Origin of the sequence: Flavobacterium sp. ASV13, assembly GCF_000745775.1 — a bacterium.
Classification (GTDB): domain Bacteria; phylum Bacteroidota; class Bacteroidia; order Flavobacteriales; family Flavobacteriaceae; genus Flavobacterium.
Genome location: NZ_JQJY01000002.1, coordinates 136,390 through 154,425 on the forward strand (window position 1 = coordinate 136,390; position 18,036 = coordinate 154,425).

Below are 18,036 nucleotides of genomic sequence, written 5' to 3' on the forward strand. Positions count from 1 at the left end.
AGTATCGAATCATGAAAAAAATATATCCTTTTTTAATCCTTTTTTTCCTAACAGGAATTATGATAGCACAAGATCGTCCACAACCGAAACCAGGAAACGCCCCAGTAGTCAACATTAAAAAGCCGCAAACTTTTGTGTTGGCAAACGGCATGAAAGTTTTAGTTGTCGAAAACCATAAATTACCAAGAGTTAGTTTCAATCTAACACTAGACAACGCCCCTTTTACCGAAGGCAACAAAAAAGGTGTTGACGAATTAACCAGTAGTTTAATTGGAAACGGAACCAAAAAAACAACTAAAGAAGCTTTTAACGAAGAAATTGATTTCTACGGCGCAAACATCAACTTTACTTCACAAGGCGCTTTTGCGAGTTCGCTTTCTAAATATTCTGGACGCGTTTTAGAACTTTTGGCGGAAGGCGCTTTACAGCCAAATTTCACTCAAACTGAATTCGACAAAGAAAAAGCAAAATTGATTGAAGGATTAAAGGCCGAAGAAAAAAGTGTTCCGGCAATTGCAAATCGCGTTGTTGATGTTTTGGCTTTTGGAAAAAACCATCCTTCTGGAGAATATCTTTCTGAAGAAACAGTGAAAAATGTAACTCTTGCTGATGTTCAGACAAATTACAATACGTATTTCGTTCCAGAAAATGCTTATTTGGTTGTTATAGGAGATGTAAAATTTAAAGATGTAAAAACCTCAGTTGAAAAGCTTTTTGGCGGATGGAAAAAACAGTCTGCTCCAAAAAACACCTACCCGAATCCTGAAAACGCTTCTAAACTTCAAATTGATTTTGTAGATGTTCCAAATGCAGTTCAGTCTGAAATTTCATTGGTAAATACTGTAAACTTAAAAATGAGTGATCCTGATTTTTTTCCTGCTGTAATTGCAAATCAAATTTTAGGAGGTGATTTCAATAGTTATTTGAATATGAATTTACGCGAACAACATGCTTGGACATATGGCGCAAATTCAAGTATTGGAACCGGAAAATACGTTGGTAAATTTAAAGCTTCATCTGCTGTTCGTAACTCGGTTACAGACAGTGCTGTTGTTCAATTTATCAAAGAAATCAAAAGAATCAGAACAGAAAAAGTTTCTGAAGATGTCTTAAAAAATGTAAAAGCCGGATATATTGGGCGCTTTGTAATGCAGGTTGAAAAACCTCAGGCTGTTGCGCGTTATGCTTTAAATATCGAAACAGAAAAACTTCCTGCGGATTTCTATGAGAAATACATTCAAACAATAAATAATGTATCTGCCGATGATATTTATCGTGTTGCAAACAAATATTTCCTACTTGACAATATGCGAATTGTTATTGTTGGAAAAGGTTCTGATGTAATTTCAGGTATAGAGAAACTTCAAATTCCGATTTATTATTTTGATAAATACGGAAATCCGGTTGAAAAACCAGCAACTAAAAAAGAAGCTCCTGCGAATGTTACTGCAAAAACAGTTTTCGAAAATTATATTAAAGCAATTGGAGGCGAAAAAGCAGTGACTTCAGTAAAAACGCTTTATATGAATGGAAGCACGACTATTCCGCAAGCTCCTACTCCACTGACTTTTACTTCAAAATTGGATTCAAAAGGAAAAATGATGGTTTCGCTAGCTATGGGAACTATGAGTTTGATGAAACAAGTTGTAAATGAAAAAGGTGCTTATATTGAACAGCAAGGTCAGCGCAAAAATTTAGAAGGTGATGATTTAAAAGAAATGAAAGCAAATGCGGCTCCTTTTGAAGAGCTTCAATTAGCAAAAAGAACTGATTTAAAAGTTGACAGCATTGAACCTATCAACGGAAGCGATGCTTATGCAATTAAAGACGGTAAAACAACTTATTTCTACGATATTAAATCTGGATTAAAAGTGGCAGAATCTAAAGTTCGCGAGCAAGGCGGAAAATCGGTTACGCAAATCACAAACTTCAATGATTATAAAGAAGTAAAAGGTGTAAAAGTTCCTTTTAATTTAATTCAGAATGTTGGTTTTGAATTAGATATCAAAATGTCTGATATCAAAATAAATGAAGGAGTTTCTGATGCGGATTTTCTTTAAGAGATGCTAAGATTCTAAGGCGCTAAGTTGCTAAGGTTTCTTTTCTAATAGGCTTTGTCAAAGGTTTAAACTTTGACGAAGCTTTTTTTTATTGAATTAGTCCATAAAGTTTGTCATTTCGACCGAAGGGAGAAATCACAATAGAAACTCCACATTGTGTGTCGCCAATCTTTATCGAATTCCGCGTGCGATTTCTCCCTTCGGTCGAAATGACAACTTTATCTATAATTTTAGAAAAATCTTATTTCTTAGCCGACAAATAAACTCCAATCAAAATAATAAATGCTCCAAAAAACTGAATTGGGGTCAGCATTTCATTATCTAACAATCCCCAGAAGAAAGCAACAATCGGAATTAAATAAGTAACAGAGGTTGCGAAAACAGGAGAAGATATTTGGATCAATTTAAAGAACAAAACATTTGCAATTCCGGTTCCTAAAACCCCTAAAATCATTACAAAAAATATGGAATGCTGCGTGATATCAATATTTATTCTTTGAGAAATATCGGTCGTGCTCAAAATAATTAATGCAGGCAAAAGCAAAACCATAAAATTTCCAGTTGTAATACTTAGCGAATTTAAATCAGACAAATACTTTTTAATCAAATTCACATTTATTGCATAACAAAGCGTTGCAATTACAACCAAAACCACATAATAGTAGTTTTGTCCCGGATGCGCTGATGCACCGCTCAAAACCAGCAAAAGACAACCAACCAATCCAACAAAAACACCTAATACTTGTCGTTTTTGGAACTGAATTCCGAAAATGAGAATTCCTAAAACCAATGTATTTAAAGGCGTAAGTGAATTTAAAATCGCTACAATTGAACTATCAACTTCCGTTTCTGCAATAGCAAAAAGATAGGCCGGCGTAAAGGTTCCGAAAAATGAAGTTATGGCAACAAATTTCCATTGGCGAAGCGAAATTTTCTTCAAACTTCTAAATCCAACAATCAACAAAAATAAGGCTGCAAAAATAATTCGGAAAGATCCAACCTGAATTGCGGTTAAACCTACCAATCCTCTTTTAATTAAAATAAAAGAACTTCCCCAAATAAGAGAAAGAACTAACAAATACGCCCACTTTAATTGTTTTGCATCCATAAACACCATTTTACTGCAAATTTGTACTATTTTTACGAACTGACCTCTTGAATTTTATTAATTTTGCAACAAACATATTGACAATTTAAAAATCATAAATATGAAATTCACTAAAATATTTGCATCATTAACTATTGCTGGTTTAGTATTCGTTAGCTGCAAGAAAGAAGAAGATAAAAATTTGGCTAACATAAAACCATTAGAAACAACTTCAAAAGAACACAAAGCAATTGCTGCCGAAAACGTACAAACAGCAAGTTTCGAAATTGAAGGAATGACTTGCGTAATGGGATGTGCCAAAACAATTGAAAAAGAATTATCAAATCTTGATGGCGTTGAAAAAGCAACTGTTGATTTTGACAAAAAAATAGCAACTGTAACTTTTGACAAAACAATCCAAAATCAAGAATCTTTAACTAGAATTGTTCAAGGAACCGGAGATGGAAAAACGTATAAAGTTTCGAATTTTAAGTCTTAAATCCTGAAATCATATAATTAAAAAAGGCGTTCAAATTTGAACGCCTTTTTTAATATCTTTTATTTCCATTTTATCGTTTCCATCAAACGCTGCATATCATTTTTAATATAACTCGCCGCCGGCATAACAGAATCAAAATTCGGTTTTGCATAAAAATAAACCGAACCGATTAAAAAGTGTTTTGTACTGTCTGTAACATAAAATTGTGAGTTTGTGGCGGCGTTTCCATCAACTTGATAAAACATTCCGTATACTTTCTTTTGAGGATTAAGATACGGTTGTTCTAAAATATCATCGGCTTTGATAACGTGCTCGTATGTCAATTTTTGAGCATCTTTTAAAAGCTTATTAATATCTCCGTGAACAGGTTTATAAGTCAGATAAATTGTGGCTTTCATTTTTGGATACGTAATCGCAAATCCGCAATCTTTTTCACCTTTAATAATTGCCGCTTCATTCATATCAAAAACAAACGGACAAGTATTTTCAAAATGAACATATTTTGCTTCCGGATAATCCAAACGCAGAAAACTTGACGGTTTTGGCAAAACGTCATCTTTACAGCTTACCACAGTTAGAGTCAGTAAAATTACTGCCGTTGAAATTATCTTTTTTAACATCTTAATCTATCGTTACTTTTATTTGTTTTACACGCTTTTTGTCAACCGTTTCAATTGTAAAAACACAGTTTTCAAAAGCTATTTTTTGATCTTTTTTCGGAAAATTTCCTAAGATTTCCAGGATAAATCCCGCCAATGTTTCGGCCTCACCTTTGCGTGCATCAAAAACATCTTCATCAACATCTACAATTCTGTAAAAATCTTTCAGGTTGATTTTTCCTTCAAAAAGAAAATTCTTTTCATCAATCTGCGAGAAATTCAGATTTTCATCATCAAACTCATCACTGATATCTCCTACTATTTCTTCAATTACATCTTCTAAAGAAACCAAACCTGACGTTCCTCCATACTCATCAACTACAATTGCCAAATGGCTTTTAAGACTCTGAAAATCCTTTAATAAATTATCCAATTTTTTATTCTCGGGAACAAAAAACGCTTCTCTCATTAATGTAGTCCAGTCAAATTCTTCTTTGTCAATATGAGGCAGTAAATCTTTTACAAACAAAACGCCTTCAATCTGATCAATATTATCTCTATAAATCGGAATTCTTGAAAAACCACTTTCAATAATTTTAGAATAAATTTCTGCAAATGTTTCTGAAATTTCCAAAGCAAAAATATCAATCCTCGGACTCATAACCTGCTTGGTATCTGTATTTCCGAAAGAAACAATTCCTTCTAATATTTTCTGTTCTTCGGTTGACGTTCCTTCAGAATCTGTAAGCTCCAAGGCCTGCGAAATCTGATTTATTGAAAAACTGTTTTTCTGTTTCCCTAATTTACGCTGCAAATATAAGGTAACAGCGCGCATCGGCAAACTTATTGGCGAAAGTAATTTATCTAAAAAAGCGATGGGATAAGCAACACGTTTTGCGAATTTTAAATTGTTTCGGCTGGCGTAAACCTTCGGCAATACTTCTGCAAATAATAATATCAGAAAAGTGACCAAAACTACTTCTAAAAAGAATTTAAAAGCAGGCGAAGTGATATGAGAAAAAATATTTCTGCCAATAAACGAAAACAGAATAACAACTCCGATATTCAGAAAATTATTAGCGACTAAAAGGGTTGCCAGCAATTTCTTCGGCTTATCTAAAAGATTTGAAATGATTTTTCCTTTTGAAAGATTTTCGTTCAGTGCTTCATCAATGTCTTTTTGAGACAAAGAAAAAAGAGCGACTTCGGCACCTGAAACAATGGCTGATAAAAACAGCAAAATAAATATTCCGACAAAACCAATTATTAAATTGATGTCTAAAGTTGTAGATAAAAGTAAACTGGGCTCTGGGTCCAAATTAAAAAAGATTAGTTAAACAATCAGAAAGGCAAGTCGTTTATAGGCAAGCTTTCGTTCGAAGCGTCAAAGTTAGTATTTTTTGCCGATTCCTGATCCTGATGTGGCTTATGATTTCCGGTTTCTTTTTTGGTTGTCAGGAAAGTAAACTCTGTAACCTGAATTTCTGTAGTATATTTTGTCGTACCGTCTTCTGCCTGCCATTGACGGGATTTTATACGTCCTTCGACATAAATTTTATCTCCTTTTGATAAATATTTTTCACAAATTTCAGCAGCTTTGTTTCGTACAACTAAATTATGCCACTCCGTCGAAGTTATTTTTTCATTAGTGGTTTTATTAATGTAAACTTCATTTGTAGCTAACTGAAAACGTCCTATGCAGTTTCCTCCATCAAAATAATGCATTTTTACATCATCACCTAAATGGCCAATTAGCATCACCTTATTTAATGTTCCGTTCATAGTTTTTGGTAGTATTTCTCCCAAAGATACATTTTTTTAGCAATTTATTTCTTGCTTTTCAATAAAATTATAAATCACAATTGGAAAAGGAAACGTTTTTAACTCACTGGAACTCAAACCATTCTCTATTTCAGAATTAATTTTAACCTTCCAGAACTGTATATGAAGGTGTTGGTGTGAAAGTTTGTGTACAACAGTAGTTTCTGCACATTCTTCTATGCCTATAATAGTATAAGAAGGAAAAATGTCTTTTTGCACCGCTTTTGATACTGCTTCAAAACCCACAATTTCATCCGTTTCAAAAAGAGGGAATTCATATAAATTATGCCAAATTCCTTTAGCCGTTCTTTTTTGGATTAATGTATTACCTATAATATCTTCTAAAACCAAATAATTAAAGTAACGATTTGTGACTTTTGTCTTTTTCAATTTTACCGGCAAATCGGCTACTTTCTTTTTTTGCAATGCGGCACAACTTTCGTTAAAAACACAAACCATACAATTAGGACTTTTCGGTACGCATTGCAAAGCACCAAATTCCATTATGGCCTGATTGAAGATTGCTGGATTATCTTTCGGCATTAATTCAGAAGCCAATTCGGCGAACTCTTTTTTAGTCGCTGGCAATGCAATATCGGACTCTATATCAAAATAACGAGAAAGTACTCTGAAAACATTTCCATCAACAACAGGAACAGCTTCATTATAAGAGAAAGATGCAATCGCGGCGGCAGTATATTCTCCTACTCCTTTTAATTGTAACAAACTTTTATAATTTTCCGGAAAAACGCCATTGAGCTCATTTGCTACATATTGAGCTGTGTTATGCAAATTTCGAGCACGAGAATAGTACCCCAATCCCTGCCAAAGTTTCAAAACTTGCTCTTCTGAGGCATTTGCCAAATCAAAAACAGTAGGAAATTCCTTTGTAAATGCAAAAAAATAAGGCATTCCTTGAGCGACACGAGTCTGCTGAAGCATAATTTCTGAGAGCCAAATCAGGTAAGGATCGGCCGTTTTACGCCATGGCAAATCGCGTTTGTTTTGTAAATACCAATTTATCAGTACGTTATAAAAATCCATTGAAAAATACTTAGAAAACAAAAGTAAATGTTTATGTAATTAAAATTTAACGATTTAGCTTGATTAATTATTTTTTTAATTCCTATATTTGCAAACTCAAAAAAATAGTACATCATTTATAAAATAAAATAGGAAAGAAAATGACGAAAGCAGATATCGTAGCGAAAATTTCAGAGAAACTTGGTCTTGAAAAAGGAGATGTTCAAGCAACAGTAGAAACTTTTATGGAAGAAGTTAAGACTTCATTAGAAACTGGTGACAATGTTTACCTAAGAGGTTTCGGAAGCTTTATCGTTAAAACAAGAGCTGAAAAGACTGGTAGAAACATTTCTAAAAACACAACTATCAAAATTCCAGCACACAACATCCCTGCGTTTAAGCCTGCAAAAGTTTTTGTAGAAGGAGTAAAAACGAACAACGAAGCAAAATAATACTATTAATTAACATAAAATCTGACACGATATGCCAAGTGGTAAAAAAAGAAAGAGACATAAGGTAGCTACTCACAAACGTAAAAAAAGAGCGAGAGCTAACCGTCACAAAAAGAAAAAGTAGTTTTAAACTACTTTTTTCTTTTTAAACGTTCATTGAAATTGAAAAAAGATGAAAGAGAAAAGAAAATAGAATATAGACAACAAAAAGTCTATTCTCTTTACTCAATTCTCTACTAATCTTCTTTTCACCGGGTTAATACCTGTTAAAAATATTGTTTAATCCATCCTTACAATTCAGTTATGAGTTATGAGCTTTGAGTTATGAGTTGTAAAACTTGAAACTTGAAACCTAAAACCTGAAACTAAAAGTCTGGATAAAAATTTACAGTGTGAATAAAGAATTAATCATTAGATCTAGTTCTGAAGCAGTAGATTTTGCCTTATTAAAAGATGGAAAACTAATTGAATTACACAAAGAAGAAGAAAAAAGCAACTTTCAGGTTGGTGATATTTTTATTGCCAAAATCAGAAAACCAGTTGCCGGACTTAACGCTGCTTTTGTGAATGTAGGTTTCGAAAAAGATGCCTTTTTACATTATCACGATTTGGGTCCAAATTTAGCTTCCCAACTGAAATTCATAAAACTTGTAAGCGCAGGTAAAATAAAAGATTTCTCCCTAAAAACCTTTCAGTTTGAAAAAGAGATTGACAAAGATGGCATCATTACTGATATTTTAAGTGCCAATCAATCTGTCTTAGTTCAAGTAGTTAAAGAACCTATATCGACCAAGGGTCCAAGAATAAGTGCTGAGCTTTCTCTTGCCGGAAGATTTATCGTTCTAGTTCCTTTTTCTGATCGTGTTTCTATTTCTCAAAAAATAGAAGACAAAAAAGAAAAGGATCGTCTAAAAAAACTTGTTCTATCGATCAAACCTAAAGGATTTGGTGTTATTGTTCGTACAGTAGCCGAAGGCAAAAACGTAGCCGAATTAGAAAAAGATTTGCAGAACCTGCTTGGCAGATGGTCTGCAATGTGTAAAAAATTACCAACTGCTCATCATCCATCAAAAGTATTAGGAGAGCTTAACAGAGCTTCTTCAATATTAAGAGATGTATTCAATGATACCTTCAGCGGTATTCAAATAGATGACGAAGAGTTGTACCATCAAACGAAGGAATATCTGCAAGAAATTGCACCTTCAAAACAATCGATTGTTAAGTTTTATCAATCAAATGACACTCCGATTTTCGAGAAATACAATATAGAGAGACAAATCAAAACTTCTTTTGGACGTACCGTTTCCATGAGTAAAGGTGCTTATCTTATCATTGAACACACTGAAGCGTTGCACGTTATTGACGTCAACAGCGGAAACCGTTCAAACAAAGCAACCAACCAGGAAGACACAGCCATGGAAGTAAATATGATTGCCGCTGCAGAAATCGCAAGACAACTTCGTCTGCGAGATATGGGCGGAATTATCGTAGTTGATTTTATCGATATGTCTAATCCAGAAAACAGGAAAGTTTTGTTCGACTTCTTGCGAGAAGAAATGAGCGACGATAAAGCAAAGCATAAAATATTACCGCCAAGTAAATTTGGACTTGTTCAGATTACAAGACAGCGCGTAAGACCAGAAGTTAATATCAAAACCAGAGAAGAAGATCCTAATAAAGTCAATGGCGAAATTGAAGCGCCAATATTAATAATTGACAAGATCACCTCTGACTTAGAAAGACTTTTAAAAACCCACAATAAAGTTGTGTTAAATACACATCCGTTTGTGGCTGCATACCTCAGCAAAGGTTTTCCATCATTACGTTCAAAATGGTTTTTTGAACATAAGAAATGGGTGAAAATCATACCTCGTGACGCTTACACGTACTTAGAATACCATTTCTATGATAAAAAAGGAAATGTTATTTCAGAATAAAAAAACAAAACCGCCTTTCGAAAGATTGGCGGTTTTTTTGTGCCTTTTTTTAATAGCCACGAATTCACGAATTTTTTTTTCCAATATTTCTGAAAACTGATGTCAACCTGAGCGAAGTCGAAGAGCGCTCCAATTGGCACTTGGTCTTCGACTTCGCTCAGCCTGACAAACAATGCTTTCATAACGAAATAATTATTTATTTCCTTTTTAATTTTATTCCCTCACAATTTCAATTTTGCGTCTAATCTCATTCCCAGAAGCATCTACAACTGTAATATAATGTATTCCTGTTGTTGCCGTAATGGGTAATTCATGAAATGTTTTTGTTGTAGCTTTATAAACGTCATCAACATACCAGAACAATTCTTTATCTCTTTCAGAATAAGCAACTTTTAAAATTACAGGCTGAACATTACTATTAAAATCCTTCGTTAAATAGATTTTACTATTTGCTTTTGGATAAATAAAATCCATTGTGGTGCTTTGTGTTCCTTCACAACCTTCTTTAAATGGCGGTAAAGGCAAATATTCAATATGTTGGCTTTTGTAATACCAAGCCATAACCGGAGGCAGAACAAACCAATTTTTAGTCACAATATTATCTATACTTTCGCAGCTGCTATTAACCTGAAATTGTTCAGTTTTATCTAAATGAATGGCTTTATGATACGGACAAACTTTAGTCGATTTTCCTTTTTTAGGAATCCATTGCTTGATTTTGGGGCAATTATCTTTTGCCAAATAACCACTTAAACGGCAAACTTCAACTTCGGCTAAATCTTTGTAAGGCGTATCAAACCATCTTTGTCTAGGAAGTAAATTAAAAACGTCAAATAATATTGGTGCTGCGCTAGTTACTCCTGTCAATGTTGGTCTTCCTTCTCCGGTTGCATTTCCAACCCAAATCCCAACTACATATCTTGAATTGGTTCCAATTGCCCAAGCATCTCGATTCCCAAAACTTGTTCCTGTTTTCCATGCAATTTTCAGCGAACTGTCATAAAACTTCCAAGCCTCATCTCCTTCTGGCCTGTTTACCTCTTCCATTGCGTTATAAGTCAGCCAAATTGATCCTGCACCCAAAATATTCTTTTGATCAGTTTCTGATCCAAAATCGGGTTTAAAATCATTTTTATAATTTAATTCTGCAAATTCATTAGTTCGATATTTACCATTGTTTCTATTGAAATAATTAACCGTAGAAGAAAGATTTGCATAGGTTCTACATAAATCCCACAAATTACTTTCTGCACCTCCCAAAATAAGCGATAAACCGTAATGATCTGGTGTTTTGTTGATGTTCTTTAATTTGAATTTCTGCAATTCTTCATAAAATTTATTTACGCCAAAATCCTGCAGCATCAAGACCGCTGGAATATTTAATGAACGTGATAATGCCCGATGTGCCGGAACTGCGCCATCAAAAGTAAGATTAAAATTTTGCGGTGTATAACCAGAAATTTGCGTTGGGATATCAGCAATTAAAGTATTTGGAAGTAATTCACCGTCATCAAGCATCGCACCGTATAAAAGTGGTTTCAAAATACTTCCTGTACTTCTTGGCGCATCAATAATATCAACATCTTTTTGATGATCTGCATCGGCTGGAGAATTTCCAACATAACTCATTACATTTCTGTTTTGAACATCTATTACCAAAATAGCCAGATTATGCACTTCATTCTGTTTGCATTGATTGTAATAATATCTTGCAATCTGATTAATTCTATTCTGCAAAGCATAATCAATTGTTGTTTTTACTCTTGTACCTTCTTCATTTTTAGCCACTCTTTGAAGCAAATGTGGAGCAATTTGAGGTAAATCATACGGTTTTTGAGGAAGAGGCTCTTCTATCGAAAGTTCATATGTCTGTTTATCGATTATCCCTTCCTGATGTAATTTTAATAAAAGTCGGTTTCTCTTGTTCAGTAATTTTATTTGATTTTTTCCAGGATAAATTAAACTTGGAGCATTTGGCAACACGGCCAAAACAGCATTTTCTGCCCAAGATAATTGATTGGCCTGAACACCAAAATAACGCCACGAAGCCATTTCTAATCCCACAACATTTCCTCCAAACGGCGCATGAGCAGCATACATTTCGAGAATTTCATTTTTAGAATAACCTAATTCTAATCGGGTAGCGAGAATAATTTCTATCAGTTTTTCAAAATACGTTCTGTTTTTTCCTTTTCGCGAAAGCCTAATTACTTGCTGTGTTAAGGTGCTTCCTCCTCTAACTACCTTTCCAGCTTTTCTGTTTTGTTTAAAGGCATTCATCATCGCTCCGGGATTAAATCCGGGATGTTTATAGAAATACTCGTCTTCAAAATAAACAATACATTTTTTGAATTTATCAGGAACACTATCTTGTGCCGGAAAACGCCATTGCCCGTCACGAGCGATTTTAGCCCCGAGCAATTCTCCTTCTTTGCTTTCAATCACAGTTGAATAAGGCTCTTTGAACAAAGTTCGTGGTATAGAAAAACAGTAAATCAGCAAGAGCAGAAATGCAATTGCCGATTTAATTTTGTTTCTTTTTATCCAGTTTATAATGCGTTGAAGAAACGCTTTCAATTTATTTTTCAAGACTTTTGAATTTTAGCCCGCGGATCACACAGATTTAGACGGATTTACACAGATCTTTTTTTATCAAATCTGAAAAAACTAAAACCAGTGTAAATCCGTCTAAATCCGTAACATCCGTGGACCATCTATTTTACTTCACCACCTCAACCCAGAATCCTTTTGTTCTTGCTAAGAAAGTATTATCATACATGGCTTCACACTGCAAACCTGGCAAGTAATAGTTTCCTAAATAAGATGCATTTAACAGAATTCTGAAAACTTTGGTTTCTCTAGATTTCATTCCAAAGTAGAAATTAGTTCTGTCATCGCGAATATCAATATAATCTGCAATATTGTTTACAGCATCTCCATAATCGGTGAAACGAGTATTTACAATTTCAAATCCGGAAGGCAGAATTTGAGATAAGGCAACATTCTGAATACTTTCTCCTCTTTGGTTTTTAATCGTAACTTCAGCAATAAACTCAGTTCCCTGACTTATTTTAGAAACATTAATAACACTTCCTTTTCTGTTTTTGAAAACAATAGTTGCAGAAACATCATTTTGAACCACATTTTCCTGTCCGATTGGTAATATTCCAGTATTCAGCACACGAACATAAACTATATTCGCTTTATTGTTTTTCAATGTAATACTGTTTATACCAGAAGCAACAGAAAGACTACGATCTGCAACTGATTTTTGAGTATTAATCGTTTCTCCTTTTCCGTTTTTACTAAACTGAATATTAATTCCCTTTGGACCATTGCTTACTGCAAATTTCGACATTGCATACAAGCAATATGCCGTTGTCTGTGTACTCATCCATTGATTGGCCGACATTTCTTTAGCTAACTTAGTCGCGGTTGCAAATGCTTTTTGTTTCTGATCCAAAAGAAGCATCGTCTCTAAAGCCATTGCTCTGTTTCTTTCGCTTGAACCATAATAGTAATAGCTATAGCCGTCTGAACTTCCATCAATACTTGTACGTAAGAACAAGCTTTGTCCCGCTGATTTCTGACCTGCTAAAACATAAGCTGCGGCTAATCGAAGCATACTTTCATTCGAAATGCCTTTAGTTTCGCGCAATCTATTCATTGAAGATAAATCGGCATTTCCGGCTAAAGCCAATGTGTACAAACGATACGCCTGTGCCAAATCATTTCCATATTTCGGTTCAAAACGCCATTGTTTCGATTCTTTCTGCTGATACGACAACCATTTAGATTTGAAGTTTATTGGCAACACATATCCTTTTTTCTCTGCTTCAATCAAGAAATGTCCAGCATATGAAGTTCCCCAATCATCAGCTATTGCATTTCCTTGCCAGTAAGGCATTCCGCCGTTCGACAATTGGAAATTACCTAATCTCGCAATTCCAGCAGTTATATTTTTTTGGATTAATCCTTTACGAATTGCATCAATATCAGCCACATCGCCTAAGTACAATTGTGGAAAAACAGATGAAGTTGTCTGCTCCACACAACCATGAGGATATTGAATTAAAAATTGCAATCTTCCATTCAAATTCATTGACGGCATTGACGAAACTTCTAATCTTGCTTTGTTGCTTCCCGCGACTCCAAAGGTTTTCCACGAAATTGTTTTTGAACTATTTGGTGTTAAAACAAGATCTGTAAAAGTACTCGTAACCGGATTAGGATTTGTCATATCAATTTCAACATCATAAACTGATTTCTCACTTCCCGAAGTAGCAATTACCTGAACTTTTGCAATTCCTGTTGCAGATCCTACAACTAAATTAAAATAAGCCATTTTTTCGTCTGGTTGTGCAAAACTTAGTTTCTGAACAGCACTTCCCATTACTTTCAATCCGTTGCTTGTTTTAATTTGAATTGAAACATTTTTGATTTTGTTCTCCGTTGCAAACACCGTTACCGGAAGCGTTACTTTTTCCGAAGGTGAAATTTTTCTCGGCAAAGAAGCCAAAACCATAAGCGGACTTTTTACTGGCGTTGCTTTCTCCACACTTCCATAAGCACTTGTTGCAGCATCTCCAGCAACAACCATTGTTCGAACTGAACCAATATATTTTGGCAATTTTAATTGATGCGATTTTGTTTGCCCTTTTCCTAATTTAAAAGGTCCGTAATACAACACAACTGGTTTAAAACGATTTGCTTTTTTAGCTTTTCCGCCTCCTAAATCCTGATCACCACCAATACTGAAAATCTGATTTATTTTTCCGCCATAAGCGCCAATTACATCATCGTAAACGTCCCAAGTTTTTACGCCAAGAGCTTCACGAACATAAAAACTGTCCCAAGCATTTGGTGTTTTAAAACGGGTTAAGTCTAAAAGCCCTTCATCGACAACTGCAATTGTATAAGTCATCTCTTTACCTGATTTTTCACCAACTTTCACTGTAAAAGCTTGTTCTGGTTTCAAAACATCTGGCATTGAGATTGTCGGTGCCAGAATCGTATTTTTATCTACAACTTCAATCGGAACAATTCCGTACATACGAATTGGGGAATCATTTTTGGTTGAAGCATGAGGCTGTAATAATGTAATATTAAAATATACGTTTGGTGCCATTGCTCCTGTAATTGGGACTTCCACTTTGGTTTCTCCATTTTTAGTTTCGGCCCAAATTGTCTGTACTACTTTTGATCCGTTTTCAATTGAAATCAATGCACGTCCGCCTTCGCTTGAAGGGAAAGAAATCTGTGCTTTTTCTCCAACTGCATAATTTTTCTTATCTGTAGAAAACACCAACATATTTGCTGTTGAGGCATCTCTATTGCGCGTTTTTCCAGACCAGATTGGCCAATCAATATTTACAGTCAAAGCAGTTGCGTGTCCATCTGGATTATCAGAAACACGAATTAAATAACGGCCCCATTCTTCATCAGTTAAAGCAAACTGAATATTTCCTTTTCCACTTGAATCCGTATTAACTATAAAAGTTTTATATGAAGTCGTCGCGTTCGAAGAATTATAATTCGATAAATTATCACTTGAAGCATCCCACCACCAGCGCCAATCAACTTTAAACACTTTTACTTCTAAATTTCGAACTGATTTTGGTCTTCCGTTTTCATCAACTGTCACAATATCAAAACGATTATTAGTTCTTGTTTCAAGCATATTGTACTTGTTTAATTCTGGCGCTTTAATTCCGACATAGGTTTTATACGGAGAATAAGTCGTAGAAATTACATCAGTACTGAAATCTCCTCCTTCTTCATATACTTTTGTGATGAATGAAGCGCGAAGCATTCCCGGCGCCTGACCTTGCAATTTTGGCTGAATGTTTACTGATGCTTTCCCGTTTTCATTCAATTTCCCTGAGAAAACATTAATTTCTTCAGTATTGAATTGACGAACCAAATCATCAAAAGTAAATTTTTCATAACCTTTGAAAGTAGTTGTCTGCTGAGAGAATTTCGCTTGCATTTCAACATTCAAATTCTTTGCAATTGCTCCGTGAAGCCAAGTCACTTCAAGATTATCTGTGTTTGGATAAGATGATGAAAGCGTTTTTCTGCTAAACGTATTTTTAATTTTTAAACGGTTGGGTTTAATCGTTTCAATCTTAATGCTTTTGTAAAATTTAGCTCCGCCCACGCTTACCATTGCTTCCCAATTTCCTGTTGGCGCATCTTGATTTGTTGGAACTGTGAAAGCATAATGATTCAGTTCGTTTGTTTTTTGAACTGTTTGATAAACCGTTTTTCCGTTCGGATCATTTAATCGGAATTTAATCGGATGTGATTTTGGCAATTTATTCGAAGCATCATTTAAAATAAAAGACAAATACAAATTATCGCCCGGACGCCAAACGCCTCGTTCGCCATAAATAAATCCTTTTAAGCCTTTTTGCAAAGTCTCTCCTGCCACATCAAAATTACTTACAGATAATGAAAGTCCGTCATCAAGTTTCACATAAGTAGATTGTTGTCCTAAAGTTACAATCGCAAAATAGGCAAACTTATCTAGTTGAAAAGAAGCAATTCCTTCACTACTTGTTGCTTGAGTTCCAATTTTCTGCTGTTGGAAATTATACAAATCAACTCGCGCATTTGAAACTGGTTTTGTCGTCACAATATTATTCACAGCAAATAAATACGATTTGTTTTCCCCTCTTTTAGCTATCACACCTAAATCTGAAGCTAAAATATTTGTTGCAATTTTTGCGCTGTAATAATAAGAACTTGAGCAAGGATCCTGACTTTCTCTCCATTCATAATCATCATAATAATAATCGTCATAAGAGTTGCCGCTGTAATTCACATCATTTTCGTCAACTTCTTCTTCCTCTGTTTCATCATCATTTCCTTCAGAAGTTTCACATTTATACAAAGAGTATTTCTTTTTAAAAACAAATTCTACTCTATAAATTGCTCCTGGTTCTGGCGTAATTATTTTGGATAAATCCAATGCAAAAGTGTTCCATTTACTCGGATTTATAAGTTTGCTTTCAATTAAATTCAGCGTTGTTTTGGCGATGGGTTGTGCAACTTTCTTGAGATTTTGGCCTCCATTTAATTCATTATACTGAAGAAACTGAAGAATATTGTTTTTGTAAATTTTATACACTTTTACGTCAACTGCACTTAGGTTTACAGCCTCAAAATTTAGTTTCAAATTGTTTGAACTCGGTAAGATTGTTCCGTTTTTAATAAATCGGACATTTGGTTTTATCTGATCAAAAGAAATTTTTTCAGAATAATTGGCATCCATTTTTTTACCGTACTGACTTTCGATTCCCTGAAAAACTTCAATCAATAAATCTCCCACCGTAATTTGTTCTGGCTCCGATTCTTCTTCCTGAACCACTTCTACTGGTTCAGAAACAGCTGCAGCAGCGCTATCTACTATAACAGCCGCCGAATCAACAAGTGAAACCGCCGTTTCTTCAACTGGAACTACAACTTCTTTTTTTGCGGGGGCTTCTTTTTCATTATTAAAATAAACTTTCAGCAAATTTCCCTGAGTTGAAAATTTTAAATTATTGGTGTTCTGAATCGAAACCAAACCTTTAAAATCTTGTCCTTTTTCCAAAGGCTCCGAAAAATTAATTAAAACCGACTGATTACTTCCATCCGGAACTTCAACTTTTACAATTTTAAATTCATTTATGTTGGTAATCGGAAAATCAATTTGTCCTTTTTGTTCGATATCAAAATCACTTCCATCATATAAAATTTCCAAATTTGAAGCTTCAGAATAACGCTGAATACTGTCGATAATAAAACGAAATTCTTTACCAAAACCTGACTTTTGCTCAAATTTGACTTTAAGATTATTCCCTTTTTGTTTGGCCTCGACTAATTTTTTAGCTGTTTCAATATCAATATTATCTGCAGTTTTTAAAACACAATTCAAATACTGATATTCTTTACTATACGACTGAATATCGGCCGTATTGATTGTAAAATCCTGCTTTATGGTTTTGACTGTAAAATTGAATTCAGAAAGTGTTTTTTCTTTCTCTTTTGGAAGTGTAATAATTTTATCCAGCTTTAAAGTCACCTGATATTCGGTACCGGGTTTCAACTTTTTTTCTGGAATAAAAGCAATTGTATTTGGCGAAAGTGCAACCACTTTTCCATCGACGCTTGGCGAAATATCAAATAAATCGCTGTCTAAAACCTGATTGGCTTTCCAATCTTTTTTATCAAAAGCCAAAACCACCCTAATATCTGATTCCGCCGAGACTATTCCTCCGGTGAAACTGACTATATACTCTTTAAATAATGAAAAATCGGAATTAAAATCGGCTGCTGATTTTCGGCCGCAAGATTGAAAAATAAAAAACACACAAAACACGAGAACTAATCCTTTTGCTTTCACTTTTATTTAGAGTTAATGGGTTACAATTTTTAAAGAAATCAGAGAACATTTTAACATTTGACTGTTACATCCTATAACTATCAAATGATTAATATATTGTAGTAAATATAAAATATTTTCTGAGCTTTTTTAAGAAGAAATTTCTTTAGTAAAAATATTTAACTTTTGT

At 34.3% G+C, this 18,036-nt stretch carries 11 protein-coding genes; 4 read left to right on the plus strand and 7 right to left on the minus strand.

The window, feature by feature from the left end; translation table 11 throughout:
- Positions 1–11 precede the first annotated feature (11 nt).
- Entirely contained in the window at positions 12–2,060 is a 2,049-nt protein-coding gene (locus GQ47_RS04380) for an insulinase family protein (RefSeq protein WP_051951353.1), read from the plus strand.
- A gap of 241 nt (positions 2,061–2,301) precedes the next feature.
- Here the strand turns inward: GQ47_RS04380 and GQ47_RS04385 are convergent, their stop codons facing one another.
- Positions 2,302–3,168, minus strand: coding sequence for a DMT family transporter (locus GQ47_RS04385; RefSeq protein WP_035645519.1), 867 nt, complete (start codon positions 3,166–3,168; stop codon positions 2,302–2,304).
- Between the two features lie 100 nt (positions 3,169–3,268).
- Here GQ47_RS04385 and GQ47_RS04390 point away from each other — a divergent pair, with 100 nt between their 5' ends.
- Complete coding sequence (locus tag GQ47_RS04390) at positions 3,269–3,646, plus strand: heavy-metal-associated domain-containing protein (RefSeq protein WP_035645522.1); 378 nt, start codon at positions 3,269–3,271, stop codon at positions 3,644–3,646.
- 59 nt (positions 3,647–3,705) lie between these two features.
- Here GQ47_RS04390 and gldD read toward each other — a convergent pair whose 3' ends face one another.
- From gldD to mutY, 4 genes are read right to left on the minus strand one after another with little or no spacing between them, the layout of a single operon-like run.
- A complete protein-coding gene (gldD, locus tag GQ47_RS04395) occupies positions 3,706–4,266 on the minus strand; it encodes a gliding motility lipoprotein GldD (RefSeq protein WP_035645524.1) in 561 nt (186 codons plus the stop codon).
- A gap of 1 nt (position 4,267) precedes the next feature.
- On the minus strand, positions 4,268–5,563 hold the full coding sequence (locus GQ47_RS04400; protein WP_035645526.1) for a gliding motility-associated protein GldE: 1,296 nt from the start codon (positions 5,561–5,563) through the stop codon (positions 4,268–4,270).
- Positions 5,564–5,586: 23 nt separating this feature from the next.
- The gene (locus tag GQ47_RS04405; protein ID WP_026983816.1) at positions 5,587–6,027 is read right to left on the minus strand and encodes a single-stranded DNA-binding protein; all 441 of its coding nucleotides are present in this window, start codon (positions 6,025–6,027) and stop codon (positions 5,587–5,589) included.
- Positions 6,028–6,063: 36 nt separating this feature from the next.
- Entirely contained in the window at positions 6,064–7,110 is a 1,047-nt protein-coding gene (mutY, locus tag GQ47_RS04410; protein WP_035645528.1) for an A/G-specific adenine glycosylase, read from the minus strand.
- Between the two features lie 140 nt (positions 7,111–7,250).
- Between mutY and GQ47_RS04415 the strand changes: the two genes are divergently transcribed.
- Positions 7,251–7,541 carry an HU family DNA-binding protein gene (locus GQ47_RS04415; protein ID WP_007805026.1) on the plus strand — a complete coding sequence of 97 codons (291 nt, stop codon included), beginning with the start codon at positions 7,251–7,253 and terminating at the stop codon, positions 7,539–7,541.
- Between the two features lie 392 nt (positions 7,542–7,933).
- Positions 7,934–9,478 (plus strand): Rne/Rng family ribonuclease, encoded by a 1,545-nt coding sequence (locus tag GQ47_RS04420; protein ID WP_035645529.1) that lies wholly within the window; start codon positions 7,934–7,936, stop codon positions 9,476–9,478.
- A 213-nt stretch (positions 9,479–9,691) separates the two neighbouring features.
- Here the strand turns inward: GQ47_RS04420 and pbpC are convergent, their stop codons facing one another.
- Positions 9,692–12,067, minus strand: a complete 2,376-nt coding sequence (pbpC, locus tag GQ47_RS04430) for a penicillin-binding protein 1C (RefSeq protein ID WP_035645535.1) — start codon at positions 12,065–12,067, stop codon at positions 9,692–9,694.
- Positions 12,068–12,197: 130 nt separating this feature from the next.
- The gene (locus tag GQ47_RS04435; RefSeq protein ID WP_035645538.1) at positions 12,198–17,867 is read right to left on the minus strand and encodes an alpha-2-macroglobulin family protein; all 5,670 of its coding nucleotides are present in this window, start codon (positions 17,865–17,867) and stop codon (positions 12,198–12,200) included.
- Positions 17,868–18,036 lie beyond the last annotated feature (169 nt).

Excerpts from the sequence above, each read along its gene's own strand:
- GQ47_RS04380 (WP_051951353.1), top strand. The coding sequence starts at position 12 with ATGAAAAAAATATATCCTTTTTTAATCCTTTTTTTCCTAACAGGAATT.
- GQ47_RS04385 (WP_035645519.1), bottom strand. The coding sequence starts at position 3,168 with ATGGATGCAAAACAATTAAAGTGGGCGTATTTGTTAGTTCTTTCTCTT.
- GQ47_RS04390 (WP_035645522.1), top strand. The coding sequence starts at position 3,269 with ATGAAATTCACTAAAATATTTGCATCATTAACTATTGCTGGTTTAGTA.
- gldD (WP_035645524.1), bottom strand. The coding sequence starts at position 4,266 with ATGTTAAAAAAGATAATTTCAACGGCAGTAATTTTACTGACTCTAACT.
- GQ47_RS04405 (WP_026983816.1), bottom strand. The coding sequence starts at position 6,027 with ATGAACGGAACATTAAATAAGGTGATGCTAATTGGCCATTTAGGTGAT.
- mutY (WP_035645528.1), bottom strand. The coding sequence starts at position 7,110 with ATGGATTTTTATAACGTACTGATAAATTGGTATTTACAAAACAAACGC.
- GQ47_RS04415 (WP_007805026.1), top strand. The coding sequence starts at position 7,251 with ATGACGAAAGCAGATATCGTAGCGAAAATTTCAGAGAAACTTGGTCTT.